Genomic DNA, 21163 nt, shown 5'->3' with positions numbered 1-21163 from the left:
ATGAAAGCCGCTCAGGTCTTTCGCGGGGCTGTGGTGCCGCGCACCACGACCGACAGGGCAGGGGGCGTCGCATCGCTCAGCGCCTCGCCCGTCATCAGCCGCACGATCTGTTCCACCGCCAACTCGCCGATCTCGCGGATGGGCTGGGCCACGGTGGTCAGCTGCGGAATGATGTAGCGCGCCAGCGGCATGTCGTCGAAGCCGATCACCGACACATCCGTCGGCACCGAAATGCCGCGCTCGTGCAGCGCGTGGATCGCACCAAGGGCGGCAAGGTCGGTCAATCCGATCACCGCATCTGCCGCCAAGCCCCTGTCGAGCAGGCCGAGCAGCAGGTCGCGGCAGGCCTCGAAGCCATGCTTTGCCCCGAGCGCCACGGCGACAGGCTCCAGCCCCGCCCCGGCCAGCGCGTCGCGGACACCGGCAAGCCGCTCTTGCACCGGCGTCGAATGTTCCGGAGCGCCGATGACCGCGATGCGCCTGTGGCCCAAGCCGGTCAGATAGCCGGCCATCAGGCGCCCGCCCGCGTAATGGTCGGCCTTGACCGTCACCGCCCCCGCAATCGCACGGTCCACCGCCACGATGGGAACGCCGGCCGCCGTCAACCGTGCGGCGGCGGCAGCGTCCGAGGCGACCGAGGCGATGATCACCCCGTCCACCCGTTGCGCCAGCATGGCGGCGATGTATTCGGCCTCGTGCTCGGGGCTTTCGGAACTGCAGCAGATGAAGGCGTGGTAGCCGCGCCGGAACAGCGCCTGTTCGATCACATGCGCGAGGATGCCGAAGAACTTCACATCCAGCGCCGGAAGCAGCACACCCACCATCCGGCTTTTCCCACGCCGCATCAGCGCCGCGCCTGCGTTGGGGCGGAACTGCAATTCGGCGATCACCGCTTCGATCCGCGCGCGCATCCCCGGCGAGACATAGCCCGAACCGTTGATCACCCGCGACACGGTTGCGATCGAGGCCCCCGCCTTTTCTGCGATGTCGCGAATGCCTGCCACGCCGGTCCTCTTTGGTCTTTGCCCGAGTCTAACCCCATGCGCCGGACGGGCAACAGGATTCGCAGAACCCCGCTTGCACGGATCGGCCGCCGTCTTGGTAACTGATCCAAAGTATAGGTTTTTCGCTTCGTCTGTCTGTCGCACCCCTGTTCGGAAAATCCGCACTACGCAAACTTGACTGCACCTTGTTGTACGGTCGTGTTATTGCTGTTTGCGTAAGGTTAATCGGTAAACCCAAGGGCGTCAGGGCAGTTGTCCCTCTCTGGCGGATCAAGGGTCGGCGTGTCATGGCCCGTGCCAGCGCGAAGCAGTCCCAGCGCGCAGTGACAAGTGCGGTTCGAGTATCACGCTTTATGATTGCATTACGAGTTTCGGCAACCGGCCCCCTGCTGTCCCCAGCGGCAGGCGGCCGCGGCGGTCAAACCGTGGCATGAACGATGGGCAGAGCCTGTCGATAGGGTCCGGACGGCAAGGTCCGGACCCTCTTTCATTTCAGAAATGGAACGGGGCCGTGACGACCCTTTTGCCCAGCGTCAGCGCATCGGCCACATGGACCATGGGCGACAGGTCGACATCCGACCGCCCCGCGCGCACCAGTGCTGCCATCTGCGCATAAAGGGCGGGATATTCCCCCATGATGGAATTGACGCCCCCTGCCTCGACCCCGCCGATCTCGAGCCGGTTTCCCCCCATCCGCAGGGCCATCGGCCCCTTGTCGGTCTCGACCTCGATATCCCATGTCTGCGGGCCTTCCTGACGCCAGTCGAAATCGGCGCTGACCCCGCCCGAAAAGGTGATCTGCGCCGCAATCGGCGTGTCGCGGTTTTCGGGGAATTCCAGCGTGGCGGCGGTCACATGCACGGGGGCGGGCAGGATTTCGGTCAGGATCGACAGCGCGTTGATCCCGGGATCGAACACCCCCATCCCGCCCGGCTCGAAGACCCAGTCCTGACCGGGGTGCCATTTGCGCACATCCTCGCGCCAGGTGATATGCGCGCGGCGCACCACCCTATCCGACAGCCACGCCTTGGCCGCCGCCACCGCCTCGGCCATCCGGCTGTGCCATGTGGCGTAAAGCGTAAGGCCCTGCGCCGCGGCCAAAGCCTCGAGCGCATGCACCTCGGCCAGCGTCGCCCCCGGCGGCTTTTCCAGCATCACATGCCGCCCCGCCTTCAGCGCGGCCTCGGCATAGGCAAATCTCGGCATCGGCGGCAGGCACAGCGAGACCATCGGAATATCGGGCCGCGCCGCCAGCATCGCGGCAAAGTCGGTGTAGGCCTCGACCCCCTCGACCGTGCCCGCACGGCTGACGGTTGCCGCCAATTCCCAATCGCCCGAAGCGGCGAGCGCCGGAACATGCTGGTCCCGCGCGATCTTGCCGATCCCGACCAGCGCGACCTTCATCCGCCCCATCAGTGCGAATCCCGCCCCACGGGCGCCCCGCGGCTGCCCTTGAGGAAATCGAGGTCCGCGCCCGTATCGGCACCCTCTACATGCCGCTGGTGCAGCCAGCCATAGCCCGAGTCGAACTCGGAATGCGTGGGCGTCCATGCCGCCAGCCGCTGCGCCAGTTCCTCGTCGGAAATGTCCAGATGCAGGCGGCGGTTCGGCACGTCGAGTTCGATGAAATCGCCGTTCCGCACCACGGCGAGCGGCCCGCCAACAGCCGCTTCGGGCGAGGTGTGAAGGCAGACCGTGCCAAAGGCCGTCCCCGACATGCGCGCATCGGAAATGCGCACCATATCGGTGATGCCCTTGCGCAGCACCTTGGGCGGCAGGCCCATGTTGCCCACCTCGGCCATGCCGGGATAGCCCTTTGGCCCGCAGTTCTTCAGCACCATGACGCAGGTTTCGTCGATGTCCAAAGCCTCGTCGTTGATCTTGGCCTTGTAGTCGTCGATATCCTCGAACACGACCGCGCGGCCCCGATGCACCATCAGGCTCGGCGTGGCGGCGCTGGGCTTCAACACCGCCCCCTTGGGCGCAAGATTGCCCTTCAGCACGACAACCCCGCCCGATTTCGTCAGCGCCTTGTCGGCAGGCAGGATCACATCGGGGTTGTGGTTCTGCACATCCTTGACCTGATCCCAGGCCGTCTCGCCCGAAACGGTCAGCGCGTCCTTGTGCAGCAAGCCCGCCTCGCCCAGCCGCTTGATGACCACGGGCAGGCCGCCGGCGTAGAAGAACTCTTCCATCAGGTATTTGCCCGACGGCATCAGGTTCACGATCGTCGGCACATCGCGCCCGCAGCGGTCCCAGTCGTCCAGCGTCAGGTCGACCCCCACGCGCCCGGCGATGGCAAGCAGGTGGATCACCGCATTGGTCGACCCGCCGATGGCCGCATTGGTGCGGATCGCGTTCTCGAAGGCCTCTTTCTTCAGGATGTCCGAAGGCTTCAGATCGTCCTTCACCATCTGCACGATGCGCCGCCCGGTCAGTTGCGCCATCACGCGGCGGCGGCTGTCCACCGCCGGAATGGCGGCATTGCCCGACAGCGCCATGCCAAGCGCCTCGGCCATGCTTGCCATCGTGCTTGCCGTGCCCATCGTGTTGCACGACCCCGGAGAGCGGCTCATCGACGCCTCGGCCTCGGCAAACTCGGCTTGCGTCATCTCGCCCGCCTTCACGGCCTCGGAAAACTTCCACAGATGCGTGCCCGACCCGACCCGTTCGCCCCTGTAATAGCCGTTCAGCATCGGCCCGCCCGTCACCACGATCGACGGCAGGTCGGTCGAGGCCGCCGCCATCAGCAGGCTGGGCGTGGTCTTGTCGCATCCGACCAGCAGCACGCAGCCATCCATCGGCTGCCCGCGCATCGCTTCCTCGACCGCCATCGCCGCCAGGTTGCGGAACATCATCGCCGTGGGGCGAAAGGCGCTTTCGCTGGCCGAAAACACCGGCACTTCCACCGGAAAGCCGCCCGCCTCGTAGATGCCGTGCTTCACGCGCTGGGCAAGGTCGTTCAGATGCGCGTTGCAGGGCGTCAGCTCGGACCAGGTGTTCAGGATGCCGATGACCGGCCGCCCGTCGAACAGGTCATGCGGGAAGCCCTGATTCTTCATCCATCCGCGATGGTAGATCTGGTCGCGGCCCGTGCCACCGAACCATTCCTGCGAACGCAACTTGCGGGGCCATGCGGCGGGTTTGAAGGTCATTTCGGGCTTCCTTTCAAAGGGCGGTCACGGCCACGGTGCCATCTATGGCGGGGGCCTTGGCAAGCGTATTCTTCAGCGGCAGCCCGAAGGGCGCGGCCTCGATCTCGAAAACATCGCCCGCCTGCGTGCCGAACCCGTCGGCAAAGCTTAGCGTGGCGGTCCCGAACATATGCACATGCACATCGCCGGGGTGGCGGAAGATGTCATATTTGAAGTGGTGGTGTTCAAGGTTGGCGAAACTATGGGACATGTTCGCCTCGCCCGAGACGAAGGGCTTTTCCCAGACCACCGCGCCGCCCCGATGGATGCGGCTGGTGCCCTGCACATCGGCGGGCAGATCCCCGATCAGGATTTCGGGGCCGAACGAGGCCTGCCGCAGCTTGGAATGCGCCAGCCACAGGTAATTCACCCGCTCGGTCACATGGTCGGAAAACTCGTTCGCCAAGGCCCAGCCCAGACGGCAGGGCGCGCCATCGGGGGCGATGACATAGATGCCCGCGATCTCGGGTTCCTCGCCGCCGTCCTCGGCAAAGCCGGGCATGGTCAACGCCCCGCCGGGGGCCACGGCGGTCGTGCCGTTGCCCTTGTAGAACCATTCCGGCTGCGCCCCCACGGCACCCGCCTGCGGCCGCCCGCCCTCGAGGCCCATGCGGAACATCTTCATGCTGTCGGTCAGCACCTCGGCGCCTTCCAGCTTGGCATGCATCGCATTGCGGGCCGAGGCGCTTCCCAGATGGGTCAGCCCCGTTCCGGTCAGATGCATATGCACCGGATCGGGATGGGTGATCGGCAGCGTCACCCGCCCCGCCGCCAGAAGCGAGGGCAGGTCCACCGCCTCGCCAAGCCCGCGCTCGGCCACCACTGCGGCGACCGGACGGCGCGACCCCGCCGCCTCCATCGCCAGCGCATAGGTGCTGGGTGTGGCCCGCAGCACGGCGGCCTCCGACCCCTCGCGCACCACGACGGCGGTCTTGCCGTCGGGCCCGATGATCTGGGAAATCAGCATGACGCCCTCACTTGTTCTTGTTGTAAACGTCGAAGATCACGGCGGCCAGAAGCACCAGCCCCTTGATCACCTGCTGGTAATCGATGCCGATGCCCAGAATGGACATGCCGTTGTTCATCACCCCCATGATCAGCGCGCCGACCACCACCCCGATGATCTTGCCCGACCCGCCGGTCATCGACGCCCCGCCGATGAAAACGGCCGCGATCACGTCAAGCTCGAACCCCACCCCCGCCTTGGGCGTGGACGAGTTCAACCGCGCCGCCACGATCATTCCGGCAAGCGAGGCGAGAACCCCCATGTTGACAAAGGTCAGGAACACCAGACGGTCGGTGTTGATGCCCGACAGCTTCGCCGCTTTCTCGTTTCCGCCCAGCGCATAGACGCGGCGCCCCGTCGTCGTGCTTTCGGTGAAAAAGGCGTAAAGCACCGTCAACAGCCCCAGCACCACGACCACATTCGGCAGGCCGCGAAAGGTGGCAAGCTTGTAGCCCACGAACATCAGCGCCGCCGTCACCACGATGTTGCGCGCGACGAACATCGCCATCGGTTCCGGAGTGATCCCGAATTCCTGATCGCGGCTGCGCGCGCGCCAGCCCAGCCAGACCACGATGGCAGCCGCCACCGCGATGATGACCAGTGCCGTCACGTTCGGCTTGTCGACGCCGAAGGCATCGGGAATGAACCCGGTCGACAGCGACTGGAATGTCTTGGGGAAGGGGCCGACGTTCTGCCCGTTCAAAAGCCACAGCGTCAGTCCCCGGAACACCAGCATCCCCGCCAGCGTCACGATGAACGACGGGATCCGCCAATAGGCGATCCAGTAGCCCTGCGCCGCGCCGATGCAGGCCCCGATCAGCAGGCAGACGGGGATCACCGCATAGACCGGCAAGCCCATGTTCACCGTCAACACCGCCGCGACAGCACCCGTAAAGCCCACGACCGACCCGATGGACAGGTCGATATGCCCCGCCACGATCACCAGCAGCATCCCCAGCGCCATGATGATGACGTACGAGTTTTGCAGGAACAGGTTGGTGATGTTCTGCGCCGACAGGAAATCGACCGGATTCTGCGGCACGGTCTGCAGGATCACGTAAAAGAACAGAACGATGGCGACCAGCGCCATCAGCATCCCGTTCTCGCGCAGATGCCCGCCCAGATGCGCGCCGATACCCTTGCCGCCGCCGGCTGCCGTTGTCTCTGCCATCATGCCACCTTTGTCGTTTCGTTCTTCAGGATAAGCGCCATGATCCGTTCCTGACTGGCCTCGGCCTTGGTCAGTTCGCCCATGATCCGGCCCTCGTTCATCACGTAGATACGGTCGCACATGCCCAGAAGCTCGGGCATCTCCGACGAGATCATGACCACCCCGCGCCCTTGGGCGACGAGGTCGTTCATGATCGTGTAAATCTCGAATTTCGCGCCCACGTCGATCCCGCGCGTCGGCTCGTCAAGGATAAGCACCTGCGGATCGGTGAACAGCCACTTCGACAGCACCACCTTTTGCTGGTTGCCGCCCGACAGGTTCACCACCTTCTGGAACACGCTCGGCGTGCGGATCGACATGGCGCGGCGGTATTCCTCGGCCACCTGTTGCTCGCGTCCGCGGCTGATGACCGACCGTGTCGCCACGCCCGCCAGATTGGCCAGCGTGATGTTCTTCACGATCGGTTCCTCAAGCACCAGTCCCAGTTGCTTGCGGTCCTCGGTCACATAGGCCAGCCCCGCCGCGATGGCGCGCGTCACGGTCGAGGTGTCGACGGCCTTGCCCCCCATCTTCACCCTGCCCGAGATGTTGCGCCCGTAGGAATGGCCGAACAGGCTCATCGCCAGTTCCGTCCGCCCCGTGCCCATCAGCCCGGCGATGCCCACGATCTCGCCCTTGCGGACGTTGATCGACACATCCTTTATCATCTGCCGGCCCGTCTGTTCGGGGTGCCAGACGTTCCAGCCCTCGACCTCCATCAGCACCTCGCCCAGCTTCGGCGTGCGGTCGGGGTAGCGGTGCGCCATGTCGCGGCCCACCATGTCGCGGATGATGCGCTCTTCGGAAATGGCATCGGTCGTCAGCGTGGAAACCGAAGTGCCGTCGCGGATGATGGTGATGCGGTCCGCGACCCGCGAAATCTCGTTCAATTTATGCGAAATCAGGATCGAGGTGATCCCCTGCCGCTTCAATTCCAAAAGCAGGTCCAACAGCTTCTGGCTGTCATTCTCCTGCAAGGCCGCCGTGGGTTCGTCAAGGATCAGCAGGCGCACATCTTTCGCAAGGGCCTTGGCAATCTCGATCAGCTGCTGCTTTCCCACGCCCAGCTTGCCGACCTGCGTTGTCGGCGCTTCCGACAGCCCCACCTTTTTCAGCAGGCTTTCGGTTTTCTGGAAGCACTCCGGCCAGTTGATGACCCCGCGCTTTGCCACCTCGTTGCCAAGGAACAGGTTCTCGGCAATCGACAAAAGCGGCACCAGCGCCAGTTCCTGATGGATGATGATGATCCCCTTGGCCTCGCTGTCGCGGATGCCGCGGCAGTGCAGGGGCGCGCCGTCATAGATGATCTCGCCCTCATAGGACCCGTGCGGGTAAACCCCCGACAGAACCTTCATCAGCGTCGATTTTCCCGCGCCGTTCTCGCCGCAGATCGCGTGAATCTCGCCTTGTTCCACCGTCAGGTTCACGTGGTCCAGCGCCTTCACGCCCGGAAAGACCTTGGTAATCCCGCGCATTTCCAGAAGCGTCGCCATTTATCCCTCCGGTGAAGAAAGGCCCGCCCCCGACAGGCTCGGGGGCGGGCCGTGACTTGGGTCAGCTTACTTCAGCTGGTCGGCCGTGTAGTAACCCGAATCGGTGATGAGAACCTTTTCGTAGTTGGTCGCATCGACCGGCTGCGGCTCGAGCAGGTAGGACGGAACCACCTTGACGCCGTTGTCATAGGTCGTGGTGTCGTTGATCTCGGGCTCGCCGCCTTGCAGGATCGCGTCGACCATCTTCACGGTCACGCCGGCCAGATTGCGGGTGTCCTTGAAGATCGACGAATACTGCTCGCCCGCGATGATCGACTTGATCGACGGAACCTCGCAGTCCTGACCGGTCACGATCGGCATCTTCAGATCGCCCGAGCCGTAGCCCACGCCCTTGACCGACGACAGGATGCCGATGGACAGCCCGTCATAGGGCGACAGCGCGCCATGCAGGGCCTTGTCGCCGTAGTTGGCCGACAGCAGGTTGTCCATGCGGGCCTGTGCGACCGCACCGTCCCAACGCAGCGTGCCGACAACGTCCATGCCGGTCTGGCCCGACGGAATGACGATATCGCCCGCGTCGATCATCGGCTGCAACACCGACATCGCGCCGTTGTAGAAGAAGAAGGCGTTGTTGTCGTCCGGCGAGCCGCCGAAAAGTTCGACGTTCCACGGTTTCACATCGGGGAAGCGCTCTTTCAGGCCCTTCACCAGCGATTCCGCCTGCTGCACGCCAACCTTGAAGTTGTCGAAGGTCGCGTAATAGTCGACATCGCCCGAATCGCGGATCAGGCGGTCATAGGCGATGACCTTGATGCCCGAGGCCTGCGCGTTCGCCAGCGCGTTCGACAGCGTGGTGCCGTCGATGGCCGCGATGACCAGAACCTTCACACCCTTGGTGATCATGTTCTCGATCTGGGCAAGCTGGTTCGGGATATCGTCCTCGGCATATTGCAGGTCGGTCGCGTAGCCGGCGGCCTCGAACTGCTTGACCATCGATTCCCCGTCGGAAATCCAGCGGGCCGAAGATTTCGTCGGCATGGCGATGCCGATGGTGCCCTTGTCCTGGGCAAAGGACAGCGACGGGGCGCCGATCACGGCAGCGGCAGTTGCGAGCGCGAAAAGCGCCCTTCTGGAAAGTTTCATTGTGTTCCTCCCTTGCCGCGAACCGCCGCGGCACGTGGGGCTTTAGTTGCCAATCCGCGGCATATCCGTCAAAGAATGCTTCATGATGAATTCATGGCTGAAATGTTATGATTGAAACAGATTCCCTTCTGCGCAGGGGCTTGAAGCTCAGCCATCTGCGGCTGCTCCATGCCTTGGCCGAAACCGGACAGATCGGCCTTGCCGCCGAACGGCTCTCCATCGCCCAGCCCGCCGCCTCGCGCCTGCTGGCCGAGGTCGAGCGGATCTCGGGCCAGCCCGTGCATCTGCGCACGGGGCGCGGCATCACCCTCACCGCGATGGGCGAAGCCCTTGCCCGCCGCGCCGGCCGCGTGGTGACCGAATTGCGCGACGCCGAACGCGAGATCGCTGAAATCGCCTCGGGCGGGTCGGGCCATGTGCGGATCGGCTCTGTCACCGGCCCCGCGCTCGACCGCCTGCTGCCCGCGCTGCGCACGGCCCGCCTCGCCCTGCCGGGTGTCACGGCCGAAGCCATCGTCGCCCCGTCCGATCTTCTGGGCCAGCAACTTCTGGCCGGACGGCTCGATTTCGCCATCGGGCGGATGCCCCTCGGCATGGAAGGCCAGCTCACGCTCTCGGACCCCATCGACAGCGAACCCGTCGCCCTGATGGTGCGCCGCGGCCATCGCCTTGCCTTGCAGGCCAAAATCGACCCGATCGAGCTGATGGATTACGACTGGGTCATGCCTGGCCCCGATGCCCTGCTGACGCGCGAGGTGCTGGCCCGCCTGCGCATCCTCGGCCTGCCGCAACCGCCGCAGCGGCTTGCCACGCCGTCCTTCCTGCTGACCCTGGCGCTGATCCAGCAATCCAACGCCATCGCCCCCTTGGCCCGTGCCGTCTGCGACCGCTTCGGCTCTGCCCCCGACGCGCCCTATGTCATCTTGCCGCTCGACCTTGGCATCACGGTCGAACCCTTCGGCCTGCTCACCCGTCGCGGCGCGATCCTGACGCCCGTGGCGCGGCGTCTGGCCGATATGATCGTGCAGGGGCAGGGCGACGCTGGGCTTGATTAGGTTTTGCCGAAGCCGCGCGGCGGAACATCGTTCTTTAAGCCTCTGCCCGCATGGCCGATGGTCCGCCCTGTGTCTGGACCGCGACACGCTTTCCCCTGTCATCCCGACGGGTTTGACTTCATAGTTCCGCCGGGTGAAATGCCCCGAACACACGCCCCGGTTGTCCAGCCGCAACCCGTAACGACCCGCCGGAAGAAGCCCATGACCCAGCACGACCCCGCCCTGACCGAAGAAGCCGCCGCCGCCATCGCCGAGCTGCGCGCCAACGTGGCCACGCCGTTCGAACGCGCGCTCGCCATGCCGAAATCGGTCTATACCTCGCCCGAATTCGCCAAGGCCGAACAAGAGCATATCTTCGCCAAGGACTGGCTTTGCGCGGGCCGCGCCGATGCGCTGAAGGAACCGGGCGACTATCTGACGATGGAGATCGCGGGCGAACCCGTGATCGTGCTGCGCGACCGCGACGGCGCTTTGCGCGGCATGTCCAACGTCTGCCGTCACCGCATGTCGACGCTCTTGCAGGGGCGCGGCCATGTCCGCAGCATCGTCTGCCCCTACCACGCCTGGACCTACAACCTCGACGGCACCCTGCGCGGCGCGCCGGCCATGACCCTGAACGAAGGCTTCTGCAAAGAGGCGATCGCCCTGCCGCAGATCCGCGTCGTCGACTGGCTGGGCTGGGTTCTCGTGACGCTGAACCCCGATGCCCCCGACCCGCACGAACGTCTAAAGGGCGTCGAAGACCTTGTTGGTCACCTCGACATGTCCAGCTACACCGAAACCTTCCGCGAGGAATTCCGCTGGGCCACCAACTGGAAGGTGCTGGCCGAGAATTTCATGGAAAGCTACCACCTTCCCGCCTGCCATTCCGGCACCATCGGCGGCAGCTGCGACCTTGCGCTGATGACCTGCCCCGAAGGCTCGCCCGCCTTCAACTACCACTGGATCGTCAAGAACGACACGGTTCCGCTGGCTCTGGCGCATCCCTCGAACACCACGCTGACCGGCGACCAGCGCCGCGTGACATGGCTCATCGCGATCTATCCGACGCTGCTGATCACCCTGACACCGGGGTATTTCTGGTACCTCAGCCTGACGCCCGACGGAGCCGGCCATGTCAAGGTGCTGTTCGGCGGCGGGATGAGCGCCGACTGGATGGCCGACCCGCAGGCGCCCGACCACATCGCCACGGTCAAGGCCCTGCTGGACGAGGTGAACATCGAGGACAAGGGCTGCACCGAAAAGGTCTATCGCGGTCTCTGCGCGGGCCTTTCCTCGCCCGGGCCCCTCAGCCATCTCGAACGGCCCAACTTCGAATTCGCCACCTACATCGCGCAGATGATGCCCGATCTCGCCTGACCCCGCCTTCCCCGTTCATCTTTGCCCAAATACTCTGCGGGGGTGCGGGGGTGCAAAACCCCCGCCGCGCCCTTTCAGACGGAACCCAACGCAGGACATCATGGCCCATACCCGCCACCGCAAGTTCAACACCAAAGACACCTATCCCGAACAGAAGCTCGACAACGACCTGTGCCAGGCGGTCGTCGCGCGCGGCACGATGATCTTCCTGCGCGGCCAATGCCCGCAGGACCTCGACACCGCGAAGAACATCGACAGCCACGATCCCGTCGAGCAGACCCACAAGGTGATGCAGAACATCCGCCAACTCGTCGAGGAATGCGGCGGCAAGATGGAGCATGTGACCAAGCTCGTCGTCTACCTGACCGATGTCCGCCACCGCGAGGCGGTCTACCGCACGATGGGCGAATACATCAAAGGCGTGTTTCCGGTCTGCACCGGCCTTGTCGTCGTGGCCCTTGCCCGTCCCGACTGGCTGGTGGAAATCGACGCCACCGCCGTGATCCCCGACTGATCCCCGACTGATCCGTTCTATGCCCGACGCCGGGGGACGTATGCCGTCCCCCGGACCCCCTTGCAGGATATTTGGGCGAGTATGAAAGCCGCAAGGCGCCGACAGATGACAAAGGCCCGTCCATGACCTTCTCCCTTCTCGCACGCTGCGCCGATACGGGGCGCTTCGGCATGGTGATCTCGTCGTCCTCGCCCGCCGTCGCGGCGCGCTGCGCCCATGCGCGGGCCGGGGTAGGGGTGGCCGCGACGCAGAACATCACCGACCCGACCCTCGGGCCAAGGCTGCTTGATGCGATGGGGCAGGGGGCCGGTGCGGCGGCGGCGATGGCCGCTGTGGTGGCGGGGGCGGCACATGCCGAATACCGCCAGCTTCTCTGTCTCGATGCCAAGGGCAACACGGCCACCCATTCCGGCACCCGCATCCTCGGGGTCTGGAACACGGCCGAAGGGCGCGACTGCGTGGCGGGCGGGAACCTTCTGGCCGATGACGGCGTGCCGCAAGCGATGGTCGCCGCCTTCGAGGCAAGCACCGGTGCGCTGGGCGACCGTCTGGTCGCCGCCCTGCGCGCCGGACGCGATGCCGGGGGCGAGGCGGGTCCCGTCCATTCGGCGGGCCTGCTGATGGTCGATGCCGACACATGGCCCTGCGCGGAATTGCGCGCCGACTGGGTGGACGACGGCTGCCCCATCGAGGCCGTCGCCCGTGCATGGCAGGTCTATGCCCCGCAGATGGCCGCCTATATCCAGCGCGCCCGCGACCCGCGCGAGGCGCCCAGTTACGGCGTGCCCGGCGACGAATAGCGCCGCTCTGCCCCCGCGTTCGGGGCGCAGGCCGCGCATCGGCGCCCTTTCCCCCGTCGCCCCGCCGCGCTAGCCTTGGGCCATGCCGTTTCGCTTTACCCTTCGCCAGATCGAATATCTGATCGCGGTCGCCGACAGCGGCTCGGTCGCGCTTGCCGCCGAACGGCTGCACGTCTCGTCGCCCTCCATCTCGGCCGCCATCGGCCAGCTCGAGGCCGAATTCGGCCTGCCGCTGTTCATCCGCCGCCATGCGCAGGGCCTGTCGCTTACCGAAGGCGGGCGCGAGCTGGTGGCCGAGGCGCGCCATCTGCTGCAAGCGGCCGCCGCCCTTGGCGACCGTGCCGCGGAACTGACCGGCGCCGTGAGCGGGGCGCTCTCGGTCGGCTGCCTGCTCACCTTTGCGCAGGTCGTCCTGCCCCGCCTGCGCCGCAGCTTTGCCGATGCCTACCCGCAGGTCGACTTCCGGCAATCCGAACATGACCACGCCGCCCTGATCGACGCGCTGCGCCACGCCCGTCTTGACGCGGCGCTGTCCTATGACATGCAGGTCCCGCCCGACCTGACCTTTGTTCCGCTTCTCGCCCTGCCACCCTATGCCCTGCTGGCGGCGGATCATCCCTTGGCCACCCGTGCCAGCGTCACCGCATCCGAACTGGCGCCCCATCCGATGGTGCTGCTCGACCTGCCCTACAGTGCCGATTATTTCCTGTCGCTCTTCGCAGGCCCGAAACCCGACATCGCCGAGCGCACGCGGGATATGGGCGTGATGCGGGCGATGGTGGCCAACGGGTTCGGCTATTCCATCGCCAACATCCGTCTCGGGTCCGACCGCGCGCCCGATGGCAGCCGGCTGGTCTTTGTGCCGATCGAGACCGATCTGCCGCCGATGCGCATGGGGTTGATCCTTGCCGCAGGGGCCGCGCAGCGCCGGACCGTGGCCGCCTTTGTCGCGCATTGCCGCGCCACCGTCACCGAAAGCGCCTTGCCCGGCCTGACCTCGCCCCGCACATGACGCGGTCACGCCCTACGCGCCGCAACTTGACGCGGGCCACGGCGCGCATAGATGGGCTGACAAAGGATATCCCATGCCCGCAGCCCTGATCATCTCGCACGGCCAACCCTCCGATCCGGCCCCGGCCGAGGCGGAAATCGCCGCCCTCGCCGCCCGCGTGCAGGCGCTCATGCCCGACTGGCATGTGGCCTCTGCCACCCTCGCGACCGAGGGGGCCTTGGCCGAAGCGGTGGCACGGGCGGTGCAGGTCGGGGCCGCTAGTGGCGAAGCAGCGGGGGGCGAAGCAGCGGCGGGCGAAGCGGCGGGGGGCTTTGCCTATCCGCTTTTCATGGCCGACGGCTGGTTCACCCGCGACCACCTGCCCAAGCGGTTGGCCGAAGCGGGCGGAGGCGCGTGGCAGGTGCTAGACCCCTTCGGCATCGACGACGCCGTGCAACGCCTGACCGTCACCCTCGCGCATGAGGCGGCGGCAGCGACAGGCGTGGCCCCGGCAGATGCCGAGCTGCTGCTGGCCGCGCATGGCTCGTTCCGCAGCCCCGCTCCGGCCAAGGTGGCAAATGCGATGGCCGCACGCATCGCCGCATCGGGCTTTGGCCGTGTCGAGGCCGCCTTCATCGACCAGTCCCCGCGCATCGCCGAGGCGGCGGCAGGCTTCTCGGAAGGGGCGCTTGTCCTGCCCTTCTTCGCCGCAAAGGGCGGGCATGTCGTCGACGACCTTCCCGAAGCCCTGCACGAGGCGGGGTTTCGCGGCCGCTTGCTTGAACCTGTCGGTCTTGACCCGCGCGTGCCATCGCTTATCGCCGATGCCTTGCGCAGGGCGGCGGCTCAGGCCACGCTTTCCATCAGCGCGACCTGAGCTTCCAGCGCGGTCCGCGACGCCTGCCAGATCTCGGGAAGGGCGCTGCGGTTCCTGTGCAGGGCGTCGCGGTCCCCCTGCTTGATCGCCTGTTCGATCCCGCTCAGCACATGGCGCAGCTTGGTGGTGCCGAAGGTGCCCGAGGTTCCGGCCAGTTGATGCGCGATCCGCGCCACTTCCGCGTCATGCGCCGGGGCGGCAAGCGTCAGGATACGCCCGACCATGCCCTCGCCCTCTTCGACCAGCCGCTGGATCAGGGTGGCGGCCATCTCCTGCCCGATCTGTTCGACCAGTTCCCGCAGGCTCGCCAGATTGAGCACATCGTCCTCGGCCACGGCGCCGGTCTCGACCGCGATCTCGGTCCCCGTTCCGGCGGCAAGGCTGCGCAGCAGGGCCACACGGTCGACAGGTTTGGTCAGCCCCGTCTCCATGCCGACGCTGCGGAACCGCTGCTGCTCTTCGGGCAGGGCATGGGCGGTCAGGGCAAGGATGCGCGCCTTGGCCGATGGCCCGCCCGAAGCGCGGATGCGCGTGGTCGCCTCGACTCCGTCCATACGCGGCATGGAAATATCCATCAGGATCGCGTCAAAGGCCGCGCCTTGCGCCACTTCGACCCCGTTCAACCCGTCGACCGCCTCGGTCACCGTATGGCCCGCAGCTTCCAGATAGCGGCGCAACAGGAAGCGGTTGATCTCGTTGTCCTCGACAACAAGCACGTTCAGCGGCTTGCCCTGCGGGGCTTGCTGGTCACCGCGCAGACGCGTGTCGCGCGACGCTTCCGCCGGTGCCTCGCCCACGGGCGCGGCAAGGGGCAGGCGCAGCCAGAACAGGCTGCCTTCGCCTTCCTCGCTTTCGGCTCCGATGTTGCCCCCCATCGCCTGCGCCAGCCGCCGCGCGATGCCAAGGCCAAGGCCGGTGCCGCCCTGCGACCGGCCGTAGCTGGCATCGACCGTCACGAAATCCTCGAAGATCCGCGACAGGTTCGCTTCGGAAATGCCGATTCCGCTGTCGATCACGCGGAATTCGTAGATATTGCGTCCGGTCCCCGCATCGCGCTCGGCCAGAATTTCGGTCTCGACGGTAATGGTCCCGTCCTTGGTGAACTTCACCGCATTGCCGACAAGGTTCAGCAAGATCTGCCGGATCCGCCCCGCATCGCCGGTGACCTCGCCCAAGGGGCCGCTCGCACGGACGACGTTGATCGTCGTGCCGCGCGATGCGGCAAGGCCGGTCTGGTTCGACACGGTGTCGTCGATCAGCCGGTCCAGATCGAAGCGGTCCTCGACGATCTGGATCGCCCCCGCCTCGGCCTTGCTGATGTCCAGCACGGAATTGACATGGCCAAGCAGGATGTCGCCCGAGGTTTCCATCACCGACAGCAACTCGCGCTGTTCCTCGTTCAGCCCGGTCTGGCCCAAAAGGTCCATCGACCCGATCAGCCCGTTCAGCGGCGTGCGCATCTCGTGGCTCATCACGGCGAGGAACTCTGCCTTGGCCTTCTCGCCCGCCAGCGCGCGATCCAGCGCGTCGGTCAGGTCGCGCTGCGCCTTGCGCCGGTCCGAGATGTCGCGCACGAAGGAAACGACAAGGTTGCCGCCCGCAGGGCGCGACAGCGCGATCGAGATTTCGGCCGGAAAGGTCGTGCCGTCGCCGCGCAGCGCGTCGATTTCCATCCGCAGCGGCTCGCGCCCGTCGGTCATCTTCGCCATGGCCTCGGCCAGCGCGCGGCCCTGCTTGCCGTTGGCCCCGTCGGCGAACAGCAGGTCCAGACCGCTGCCCCCGACCACCTCGTCGCGCCGCCGCAGGAAGATCGCCTGCGCGGCGGGGTTGAATTCGAGGATGGCACCGGACTTGTCCGTCACCACGATGCCATCGGCGGAATTCGAGATGATCGTCGCCAGACGCGCGCCCGTGTTGCGCAACTCGCCCGCGCGGGTCTCGGACACCTTGTAAAGCCGCGACAGCACGATCACCGCACCGGCCAGCAACAGGAACAAGGCACCCGTCATGATCGCCAGCCGCACCAGCGTGTCCGACATGGATTCGCGCTGGGCGTCCGACACGGCGGCGAAATCGGTCAGCGCCTTCAGCGTCAACTGCCGTGCCGCATTGCGCACCGGCGGCAGGCGCAGCGACAGATCGTGCAGCGCGGCCAGAAGCTTGTCGTCCGAACTGTCGATCAGCGCGACGTTGTCGTCAAGAAAGGCGCGCAGGACGTGATGGTCGTCCTGATAATCGGCCTTGCCCAGCAACGGCGCGTAGATCGAGCTTTGCTCGAGCATGGACACACGGCTGTAAAGCACGTTGAACCAGCGCCGCGTCTCGTCAAGCGCCGCCGGCATGTCGGCGGGCGGCGGCGAAGCCAGCGCCGACAGGATCGCCCCCTGCAACCGAAGCACCTCGACCTCGGATTGCATAAGGACCCATTGCGTATTGTCGGAATTGGCCCGTTCCAGCGCCTTGAGACGGTCTTTCACGTCAAGCGCCAGCATCCCGATTGCGATCATGCAGACAGAGACAAGCACGATTGCCCCGGCAAGGCGCAACGAGGCTATGGCATCGGAGGCCCTGGACCGACTGTCTTGGGTCATTTCCTGCGATCCTGCCCACTGATCCAACGCCTTTTTACAAAGATAGATCACAAGAGGCTTGCGTTCCATCCCGTTCTGCATCGAATGATGGAGACAAAGGTATGGGATGATCGCGTGTTTCCCGGTAAAGACAGTCCGCAATCGATGCGGGTACTCCTCGCAGATGACCACGATCTCGTTCGCGAGACTTTGGCCGCCTTCCTGCTTGCAGAGGGCTTTGCCGAGGTGCGCGCCGTGCCCGATCTCGATGCCGCACTCGAGGCCATCGCGGGCGATACCGTGTTCGACATCGTGCTTCTCGACTACACCATGCCCGGCATGAACGGGCTTGACGGGCTGGCCCGCGCGCTTGCCGCGGCCCGTGCGGCAAAGCTCGACCTGCCCATCGCCATCATCTCCGGCACCACGCATCGCGATCTGGCCGAGGCGGCGCTTGCGGCAGGGGCGGCGGGTTTCGTTCCGAAAACCCTCGCATCGCGCGCGATGGTCGCCGCCGTGCAGACGATGGCCTCGGGCGAGATTTTCGCCCCGATCTCGCTTTTGATGCAGGAAGCCCCGGTCGATCAGGTTCTGGCCGGCCTGACCCGCCGCGAGACCGATGTCCTCAAAGGCATCTGCGAAGGGAAGTCGAACAAGGAAATCGCCCGCGACCTCGATCTGCAAGAGGTGACGGTAAAGCTGCACGTCAAGACGCTGTCGCGCAAACTGGGGGCCAAGAACCGCACGCATGCGGCCATGATCGCCCGCGATTCCGGCATGCACTGAGCCCCGATTTTTCTGCGAAAAATCCCGCCTGCCTTGCCCTGTCGCGCCCGCATCCGGCGGGGCAGGGGGGCCAGCCCCCCTGCGGCCCCTGGCCGCTCCCCCCGGAGTATTTTGCGCAAGGATGAAAGCGCAAGGGAACCTGCCCCTTCATCCTTGCCCAAATACTCGATCTTGCGACCCTCCCAGCCGCCCCGCCGCGTCAGACCCCGTGCCGTAACCTGCAGGGCGTCACGGCAGAACGCACAGCATGGCCCCCGCCCGGAATGCGCGCCCTGCACCCTGCGGGCTGCGCAGGGGCATCAGGCAAGGTCCCGATTTTTCGCAGAAAAATCGTCTGCCCCGTCAGGTCTGCCCGTCAGACGGTGTGCAGATAGAGGTCGAAATCCACCTCGCTCACGGTCCGCGCCACGCGGGCATATTCGGCGGCCTTGATCGCGGTAAAGGTGCGGTGCATCTCGGTCCCCAACGCCTCTTTCAGGAAAGCCGACCCTTCGGCGGCCACGATGGCCGAGCGCCAGTCCACCGGAATCGGCGGCGCGTCCTGTGCTTCGGCATAGCCGTTTCCGGTCGTCTCCGGCCCCGGATCGATCTTCTGCGCCATGCCGTGGCGGATGCCCGCCAGCACGGTCGCGGCCACCAGATAGGGGTTCGCATCCACTCCGGCCGGACGATGCTCGATCCGCCGCGCCCTGATGTCGCCCGCCGGAATCCGCAAGGCGACCGAGCGGTTGTTCACCCCCCATGTCGGGCTGACCGGCGCATAGCTTTGTGCCGCAAAGCGCCGCCACGAATTGGCATGCGGCGCAAAGACGAGCATCGATTCCCCCATCGTCGCCCGCAGCCCGCCCAAGGCATGCAGGATGGTGTCGGACCATTGCCCCTCGACCGCCTCGACAAACACGTTCTTGCCCGCCGCGTCACAGAGCGAGACATGGAAATGCATGCCCGATCCGGCATATTTCTCGACCGGTTTGGCCATGAAGCACGCCGTCACCCCATGCGCCCGCGCCTGCCCGCGCACGATGCGCTTCAGCCGCATCAGATCATCTGCCGCCTGCATCACATCGGTGCGGTAGTGCAGGGTCAGCTCGTATTGGCCGGGGGCATATTCCGAAATCATCGTCTCGGCCTTGATCCCCGCCTTGGCCGCCGCCGCATAGATGTCGGAAAACAGCGGCAGCATCCCGTGCAGATGGTCGACGCTGTAAACCTCGGTCTTGAAGCTTGCCCGCCCGTCCAGCACGTCGCGGGCGGGCATCACCTTGCCATCCGGTCCGCGCTGGTTGTCGAGCAGGAAGAATTCAAGCTCGAACGCCCCCGAGGGATAAAGCCCCTCGGCCGCCATCGCATCGACCTGTGCCTGAAGCGCATGGCGCGGGTCCGATCCCATCTTCGCCCCGTTCAGGTCATACATCGACATGAACACCTCGCCGCGCGGCGGGTTCGTGCCATGCAGCGGCACCAAGGAACCGGGGATCGGCCATGCCCGCAAATCGCCATCGCCCTGATCCCAGATCAGCCCCGTCTCGTGGACATCCTCGCCGCAGATATCAAGGCCGAGGATCGAGATCGGCAGATGCCGCCCGCTTCTGAAGAAGGGCAGCAATTCGTGCCGCCTTATGATCTTGCCGCGCCCGATGCCGTTTGCGTCATGCAGCACGATGTCGAAGGCCTCGATCTCGGGGTGCGCGGCAAGGAAGGCTTCGGCCACGGCCACGGTGCTGCCCGAAGGGCTGGTCGTTTCGGTCATGGGGTCACTCGAAGAGGTCGGTCAGGATTTCGTCGAAGGCGGCGATCAGCCGGTCGATCTGGCGCTTGGTCGTGGCAGGGCTGACCAGCATCATGTTGTGGAAGGGCGCGATCAGGCAGCCACGGTTCAAAAGCGCCGTGTGCAGCGCCGCCTCGATCGCGGGCTGATGCGCGGCGGCGGCTTCGGTCCCGTTCTTCAGCGGTCCCTTGGCGCAGATGAACTCGACCCGCGCGCCCACGCGCAGCGCGTGCCACGGGGCCTTGTGCTTTTCGATCGCGGCGGTCAGCCCCGCCACCAGTCGCGCGGCCCCCTTGTCCATGCGGGCGTAATTCTTCGCCGTCATCACCTCGGACAGGGTGGCGCGCAGGCAGGCGAATTGCATCGGATTGGCCGAGAGGGTCGTCCCCATGCCGGAATGCCCCGCCTCGCGCCCCGCGTCATAGCGCTGGAACCGCGCGGCGATGTCGGGCGTCATGCCCCAGACGGCGGTGGGCATGCCGCCTGCCACGCATTTGCCGACAACGAACATATCGGGGGCCAGTCCATGCACGCCGGTATAGCCGCCAAGCCCTGTCGAAAGCGTATGCGTCTCGTCGATGACCAGAAGCGCCCCGTAGCGCCGCGTCAGGCTGCGCAACCCGTCAAGGAACCCCGCCTCGGGCAGCACCATGCAGGAATTGGTCATCACGGGTTCGGTCAGGACGGCGGCGATCTCGCCCGTCTTCAGCGCGGCCTCGACACCGGCCAGATCGTTGAACTCGCAGGCCACCGCGCCCTTGGTCAGGTCTTGCACCTGCCCCACAAGGCCCGCCCGCGGCTCGGTCCGGCCGGCCCGCAATTCCACCATCGTGTCATCGACCGTGCCGTGATAGCAGCCGTTGAACACCAGCACCTTGGCCCGCCCCGTCACGGCCCGTGCCACGCGCAGCGCGAAGCGGTTGGCATCGGTCGCCGTCGTCGCGATCTGCCAGCGGAAATCCCCGAACACCTGCGTGAGCAGACGCCCCGCTTCCAGCGCATCCTCGGTGGGCAGCATATAGGTCAGCCCGTGCTTGGCCTGATGCCGGATGGCCTTGACCACCGCTTTCGGAGAATGGCCGAACATCGACCCCGTGTCGCCCAGACAGAAATCGTCGATCTCGTATCCGTCGATATCGGTGATCCGCGCGCCCTTGGCGCTTGCCACCAGCGGCAGATGCGGCATCGGCCAATCCGTCATCCAGTGCATCGGCACGCCGTTCAGGAACACCCCGCTTCCCGCCAGCATGGCGGCGGCCGAATGCGGACGCCCCGACGCAAAGCGTTTCGCCTCGCGCAGGGCAAGCCGGTCGAGCCGTTCGGCCCTTACGCCAGCGATGGTCTTGGTCATCACGATCACCCGTCAAATCTTGGCCCAAGCTTATGGCGCGGA

Annotated in this window: 17 protein-coding genes; 7 read left to right on the top strand and 10 right to left on the bottom strand. The window is 65.9% G+C overall.

Going from position 1 to position 21163, the window contains the following annotated elements:
* Positions 1-11 precede the first annotated feature (11 nt).
* The 7 genes from H7F16_RS02820 to chvE all read right to left on the bottom strand — a co-directional run bounded on the left by H7F16_RS02820 (position 12) and on the right by chvE (position 9050).
* Positions 12-1004, bottom strand: coding sequence for a substrate-binding domain-containing protein (locus tag H7F16_RS02820; RefSeq protein WP_185796023.1), 993 nt, complete (start codon positions 1002-1004; stop codon positions 12-14).
* Positions 1005-1496: 492 nt separating this feature from the next.
* Complete coding sequence (locus tag H7F16_RS02815; RefSeq protein ID WP_185796616.1) at positions 1497-2408, bottom strand: Gfo/Idh/MocA family protein; 912 nt, start codon at positions 2406-2408, stop codon at positions 1497-1499.
* 8 nt (positions 2409-2416) lie between these two features.
* The gene (araD, locus tag H7F16_RS02810) at positions 2417-4159 is read right to left on the bottom strand and encodes an L-arabinonate dehydratase (RefSeq protein ID WP_185796022.1); all 1743 of its coding nucleotides are present in this window, start codon (positions 4157-4159) and stop codon (positions 2417-2419) included.
* Positions 4160-4172: 13 nt separating this feature from the next.
* Positions 4173-5165, bottom strand: a complete 993-nt coding sequence (gene araD1, locus H7F16_RS02805) for an AraD1 family protein (protein ID WP_185796021.1) — start codon at positions 5163-5165, stop codon at positions 4173-4175.
* Between the two features lie 7 nt (positions 5166-5172).
* Positions 5173-6375 (bottom strand): multiple monosaccharide ABC transporter permease, encoded by a 1203-nt coding sequence (gene mmsB / locus H7F16_RS02800; RefSeq protein WP_185796020.1) that lies wholly within the window; start codon positions 6373-6375, stop codon positions 5173-5175.
* Positions 6375-7907 (bottom strand): multiple monosaccharide ABC transporter ATP-binding protein, encoded by a 1533-nt coding sequence (gene mmsA, locus H7F16_RS02795; RefSeq protein WP_185796019.1) that lies wholly within the window; start codon positions 7905-7907, stop codon positions 6375-6377. The genes mmsB and mmsA overlap by 1 nt, the downstream gene beginning before the upstream one ends.
* 66 nt (positions 7908-7973) lie before the next feature.
* The gene (gene chvE, locus H7F16_RS02790; protein WP_185796018.1) at positions 7974-9050 is read right to left on the bottom strand and encodes a multiple monosaccharide ABC transporter substrate-binding protein; all 1077 of its coding nucleotides are present in this window, start codon (positions 9048-9050) and stop codon (positions 7974-7976) included.
* A gap of 140 nt (positions 9051-9190) precedes the next feature.
* Between chvE and H7F16_RS02785 the strand changes: the two genes are divergently transcribed.
* The 6 genes from H7F16_RS02785 (at position 9191) to H7F16_RS02760 (ending at position 14646) form a co-directional block, all read left to right on the top strand.
* The gene (locus H7F16_RS02785; RefSeq protein ID WP_185796017.1) at positions 9191-10105 is read left to right on the top strand and encodes a LysR family transcriptional regulator; all 915 of its coding nucleotides are present in this window, start codon (positions 9191-9193) and stop codon (positions 10103-10105) included.
* 201 nt (positions 10106-10306) lie between these two features.
* Positions 10307-11464, top strand: coding sequence for an aromatic ring-hydroxylating oxygenase subunit alpha (locus H7F16_RS02780; protein ID WP_185796016.1), 1158 nt, complete (start codon positions 10307-10309; stop codon positions 11462-11464).
* A 100-nt stretch (positions 11465-11564) separates the two neighbouring features.
* Entirely contained in the window at positions 11565-11978 is a 414-nt protein-coding gene (locus H7F16_RS02775) for a RidA family protein (RefSeq protein WP_185796015.1), read from the top strand.
* 122 nt (positions 11979-12100) lie between these two features.
* Positions 12101-12778 carry a DUF1028 domain-containing protein gene (locus H7F16_RS02770; protein WP_185796014.1) on the top strand — a complete coding sequence of 226 codons (678 nt, stop codon included), beginning with the start codon at positions 12101-12103 and terminating at the stop codon, positions 12776-12778.
* A gap of 82 nt (positions 12779-12860) precedes the next feature.
* Positions 12861-13790, top strand: coding sequence for a LysR family transcriptional regulator (locus H7F16_RS02765; protein ID WP_185796013.1), 930 nt, complete (start codon positions 12861-12863; stop codon positions 13788-13790).
* A gap of 73 nt (positions 13791-13863) precedes the next feature.
* Complete coding sequence (locus H7F16_RS02760) at positions 13864-14646, top strand: sirohydrochlorin chelatase (RefSeq protein ID WP_185796012.1); 783 nt, start codon at positions 13864-13866, stop codon at positions 14644-14646.
* Here H7F16_RS02760 and H7F16_RS02755 read toward each other — a convergent pair.
* Complete coding sequence (locus H7F16_RS02755) at positions 14616-17237, bottom strand: hybrid sensor histidine kinase/response regulator (RefSeq protein ID WP_185796011.1); 2622 nt, start codon at positions 17235-17237, stop codon at positions 14616-14618. The two genes, H7F16_RS02760 and H7F16_RS02755, sit on opposite strands and share 31 nt — an antisense overlap.
* Positions 17238-17381: 144 nt before the next feature.
* On the opposite strand from H7F16_RS02755, the gene H7F16_RS02750 reads away from it, so the two are divergent.
* Positions 17382-18002, top strand: a complete 621-nt coding sequence (locus tag H7F16_RS02750) for a response regulator transcription factor (RefSeq protein ID WP_185796010.1) — start codon at positions 17382-17384, stop codon at positions 18000-18002.
* A gap of 355 nt (positions 18003-18357) precedes the next feature.
* On the opposite strand, the gene H7F16_RS02745 is transcribed toward H7F16_RS02750, so the two are convergent.
* Entirely contained in the window at positions 18358-19752 is a 1395-nt protein-coding gene (locus H7F16_RS02745; protein WP_185796009.1) for a glutamine synthetase family protein, read from the bottom strand.
* A gap of 4 nt (positions 19753-19756) precedes the next feature.
* Complete coding sequence (locus tag H7F16_RS02740; protein WP_185796008.1) at positions 19757-21121, bottom strand: aspartate aminotransferase family protein; 1365 nt, start codon at positions 21119-21121, stop codon at positions 19757-19759.
* Between the last annotated feature and the right edge of the window lie 42 nt (positions 21122-21163).

Origin of the sequence: Paragemmobacter straminiformis (assembly GCF_014243445.1) — a bacterium.
GTDB classification, from domain to species: Bacteria; Pseudomonadota; Alphaproteobacteria; order Rhodobacterales; family Rhodobacteraceae; genus Paragemmobacter; species Paragemmobacter straminiformis.
The sequence above is the reverse complement of the archived record's forward strand: the minus strand, read 5'-3'. Positions and strand labels throughout refer to the sequence as shown.

What these genes read in the sequence shown, in the direction of transcription:
- H7F16_RS02815 (WP_185796616.1), bottom strand. Translation starts at nt 2,408, where the DNA reads ATGAAGGTCGCGCTGGTCGGGATCGGCAAGATCGCGCGGGACCAGCAT.
- araD (WP_185796022.1), bottom strand. Translation starts at nt 4,159, where the DNA reads ATGACCTTCAAACCCGCCGCATGGCCCCGCAAGTTGCGTTCGCAGGAA.
- araD1 (WP_185796021.1), bottom strand. Translation starts at nt 5,165, where the DNA reads ATGCTGATTTCCCAGATCATCGGGCCCGACGGCAAGACCGCCGTCGTG.
- mmsB (WP_185796020.1), bottom strand. Translation starts at nt 6,375, where the DNA reads ATGGCAGAGACAACGGCAGCCGGCGGCGGCAAGGGTATCGGCGCGCAT.
- mmsA (WP_185796019.1), bottom strand. Translation starts at nt 7,907, where the DNA reads ATGGCGACGCTTCTGGAAATGCGCGGGATTACCAAGGTCTTTCCGGGC.
- chvE (WP_185796018.1), bottom strand. Translation starts at nt 9,050, where the DNA reads ATGAAACTTTCCAGAAGGGCGCTTTTCGCGCTCGCAACTGCCGCTGCC.
- H7F16_RS02780 (WP_185796016.1), top strand. Translation starts at nt 10,307, where the DNA reads ATGACCCAGCACGACCCCGCCCTGACCGAAGAAGCCGCCGCCGCCATC.
- H7F16_RS02775 (WP_185796015.1), top strand. Translation starts at nt 11,565, where the DNA reads ATGGCCCATACCCGCCACCGCAAGTTCAACACCAAAGACACCTATCCC.
- H7F16_RS02770 (WP_185796014.1), top strand. Translation starts at nt 12,101, where the DNA reads ATGACCTTCTCCCTTCTCGCACGCTGCGCCGATACGGGGCGCTTCGGC.
- H7F16_RS02765 (WP_185796013.1), top strand. Translation starts at nt 12,861, where the DNA reads ATGCCGTTTCGCTTTACCCTTCGCCAGATCGAATATCTGATCGCGGTC.
- H7F16_RS02760 (WP_185796012.1), top strand. Translation starts at nt 13,864, where the DNA reads ATGCCCGCAGCCCTGATCATCTCGCACGGCCAACCCTCCGATCCGGCC.
- H7F16_RS02755 (WP_185796011.1), bottom strand. Translation starts at nt 17,237, where the DNA reads ATGACCCAAGACAGTCGGTCCAGGGCCTCCGATGCCATAGCCTCGTTG.
- H7F16_RS02750 (WP_185796010.1), top strand. Translation starts at nt 17,382, where the DNA reads ATGCGGGTACTCCTCGCAGATGACCACGATCTCGTTCGCGAGACTTTG.
- H7F16_RS02745 (WP_185796009.1), bottom strand. Translation starts at nt 19,752, where the DNA reads ATGACCGAAACGACCAGCCCTTCGGGCAGCACCGTGGCCGTGGCCGAA.
- H7F16_RS02740 (WP_185796008.1), bottom strand. Translation starts at nt 21,121, where the DNA reads ATGACCAAGACCATCGCTGGCGTAAGGGCCGAACGGCTCGACCGGCTT.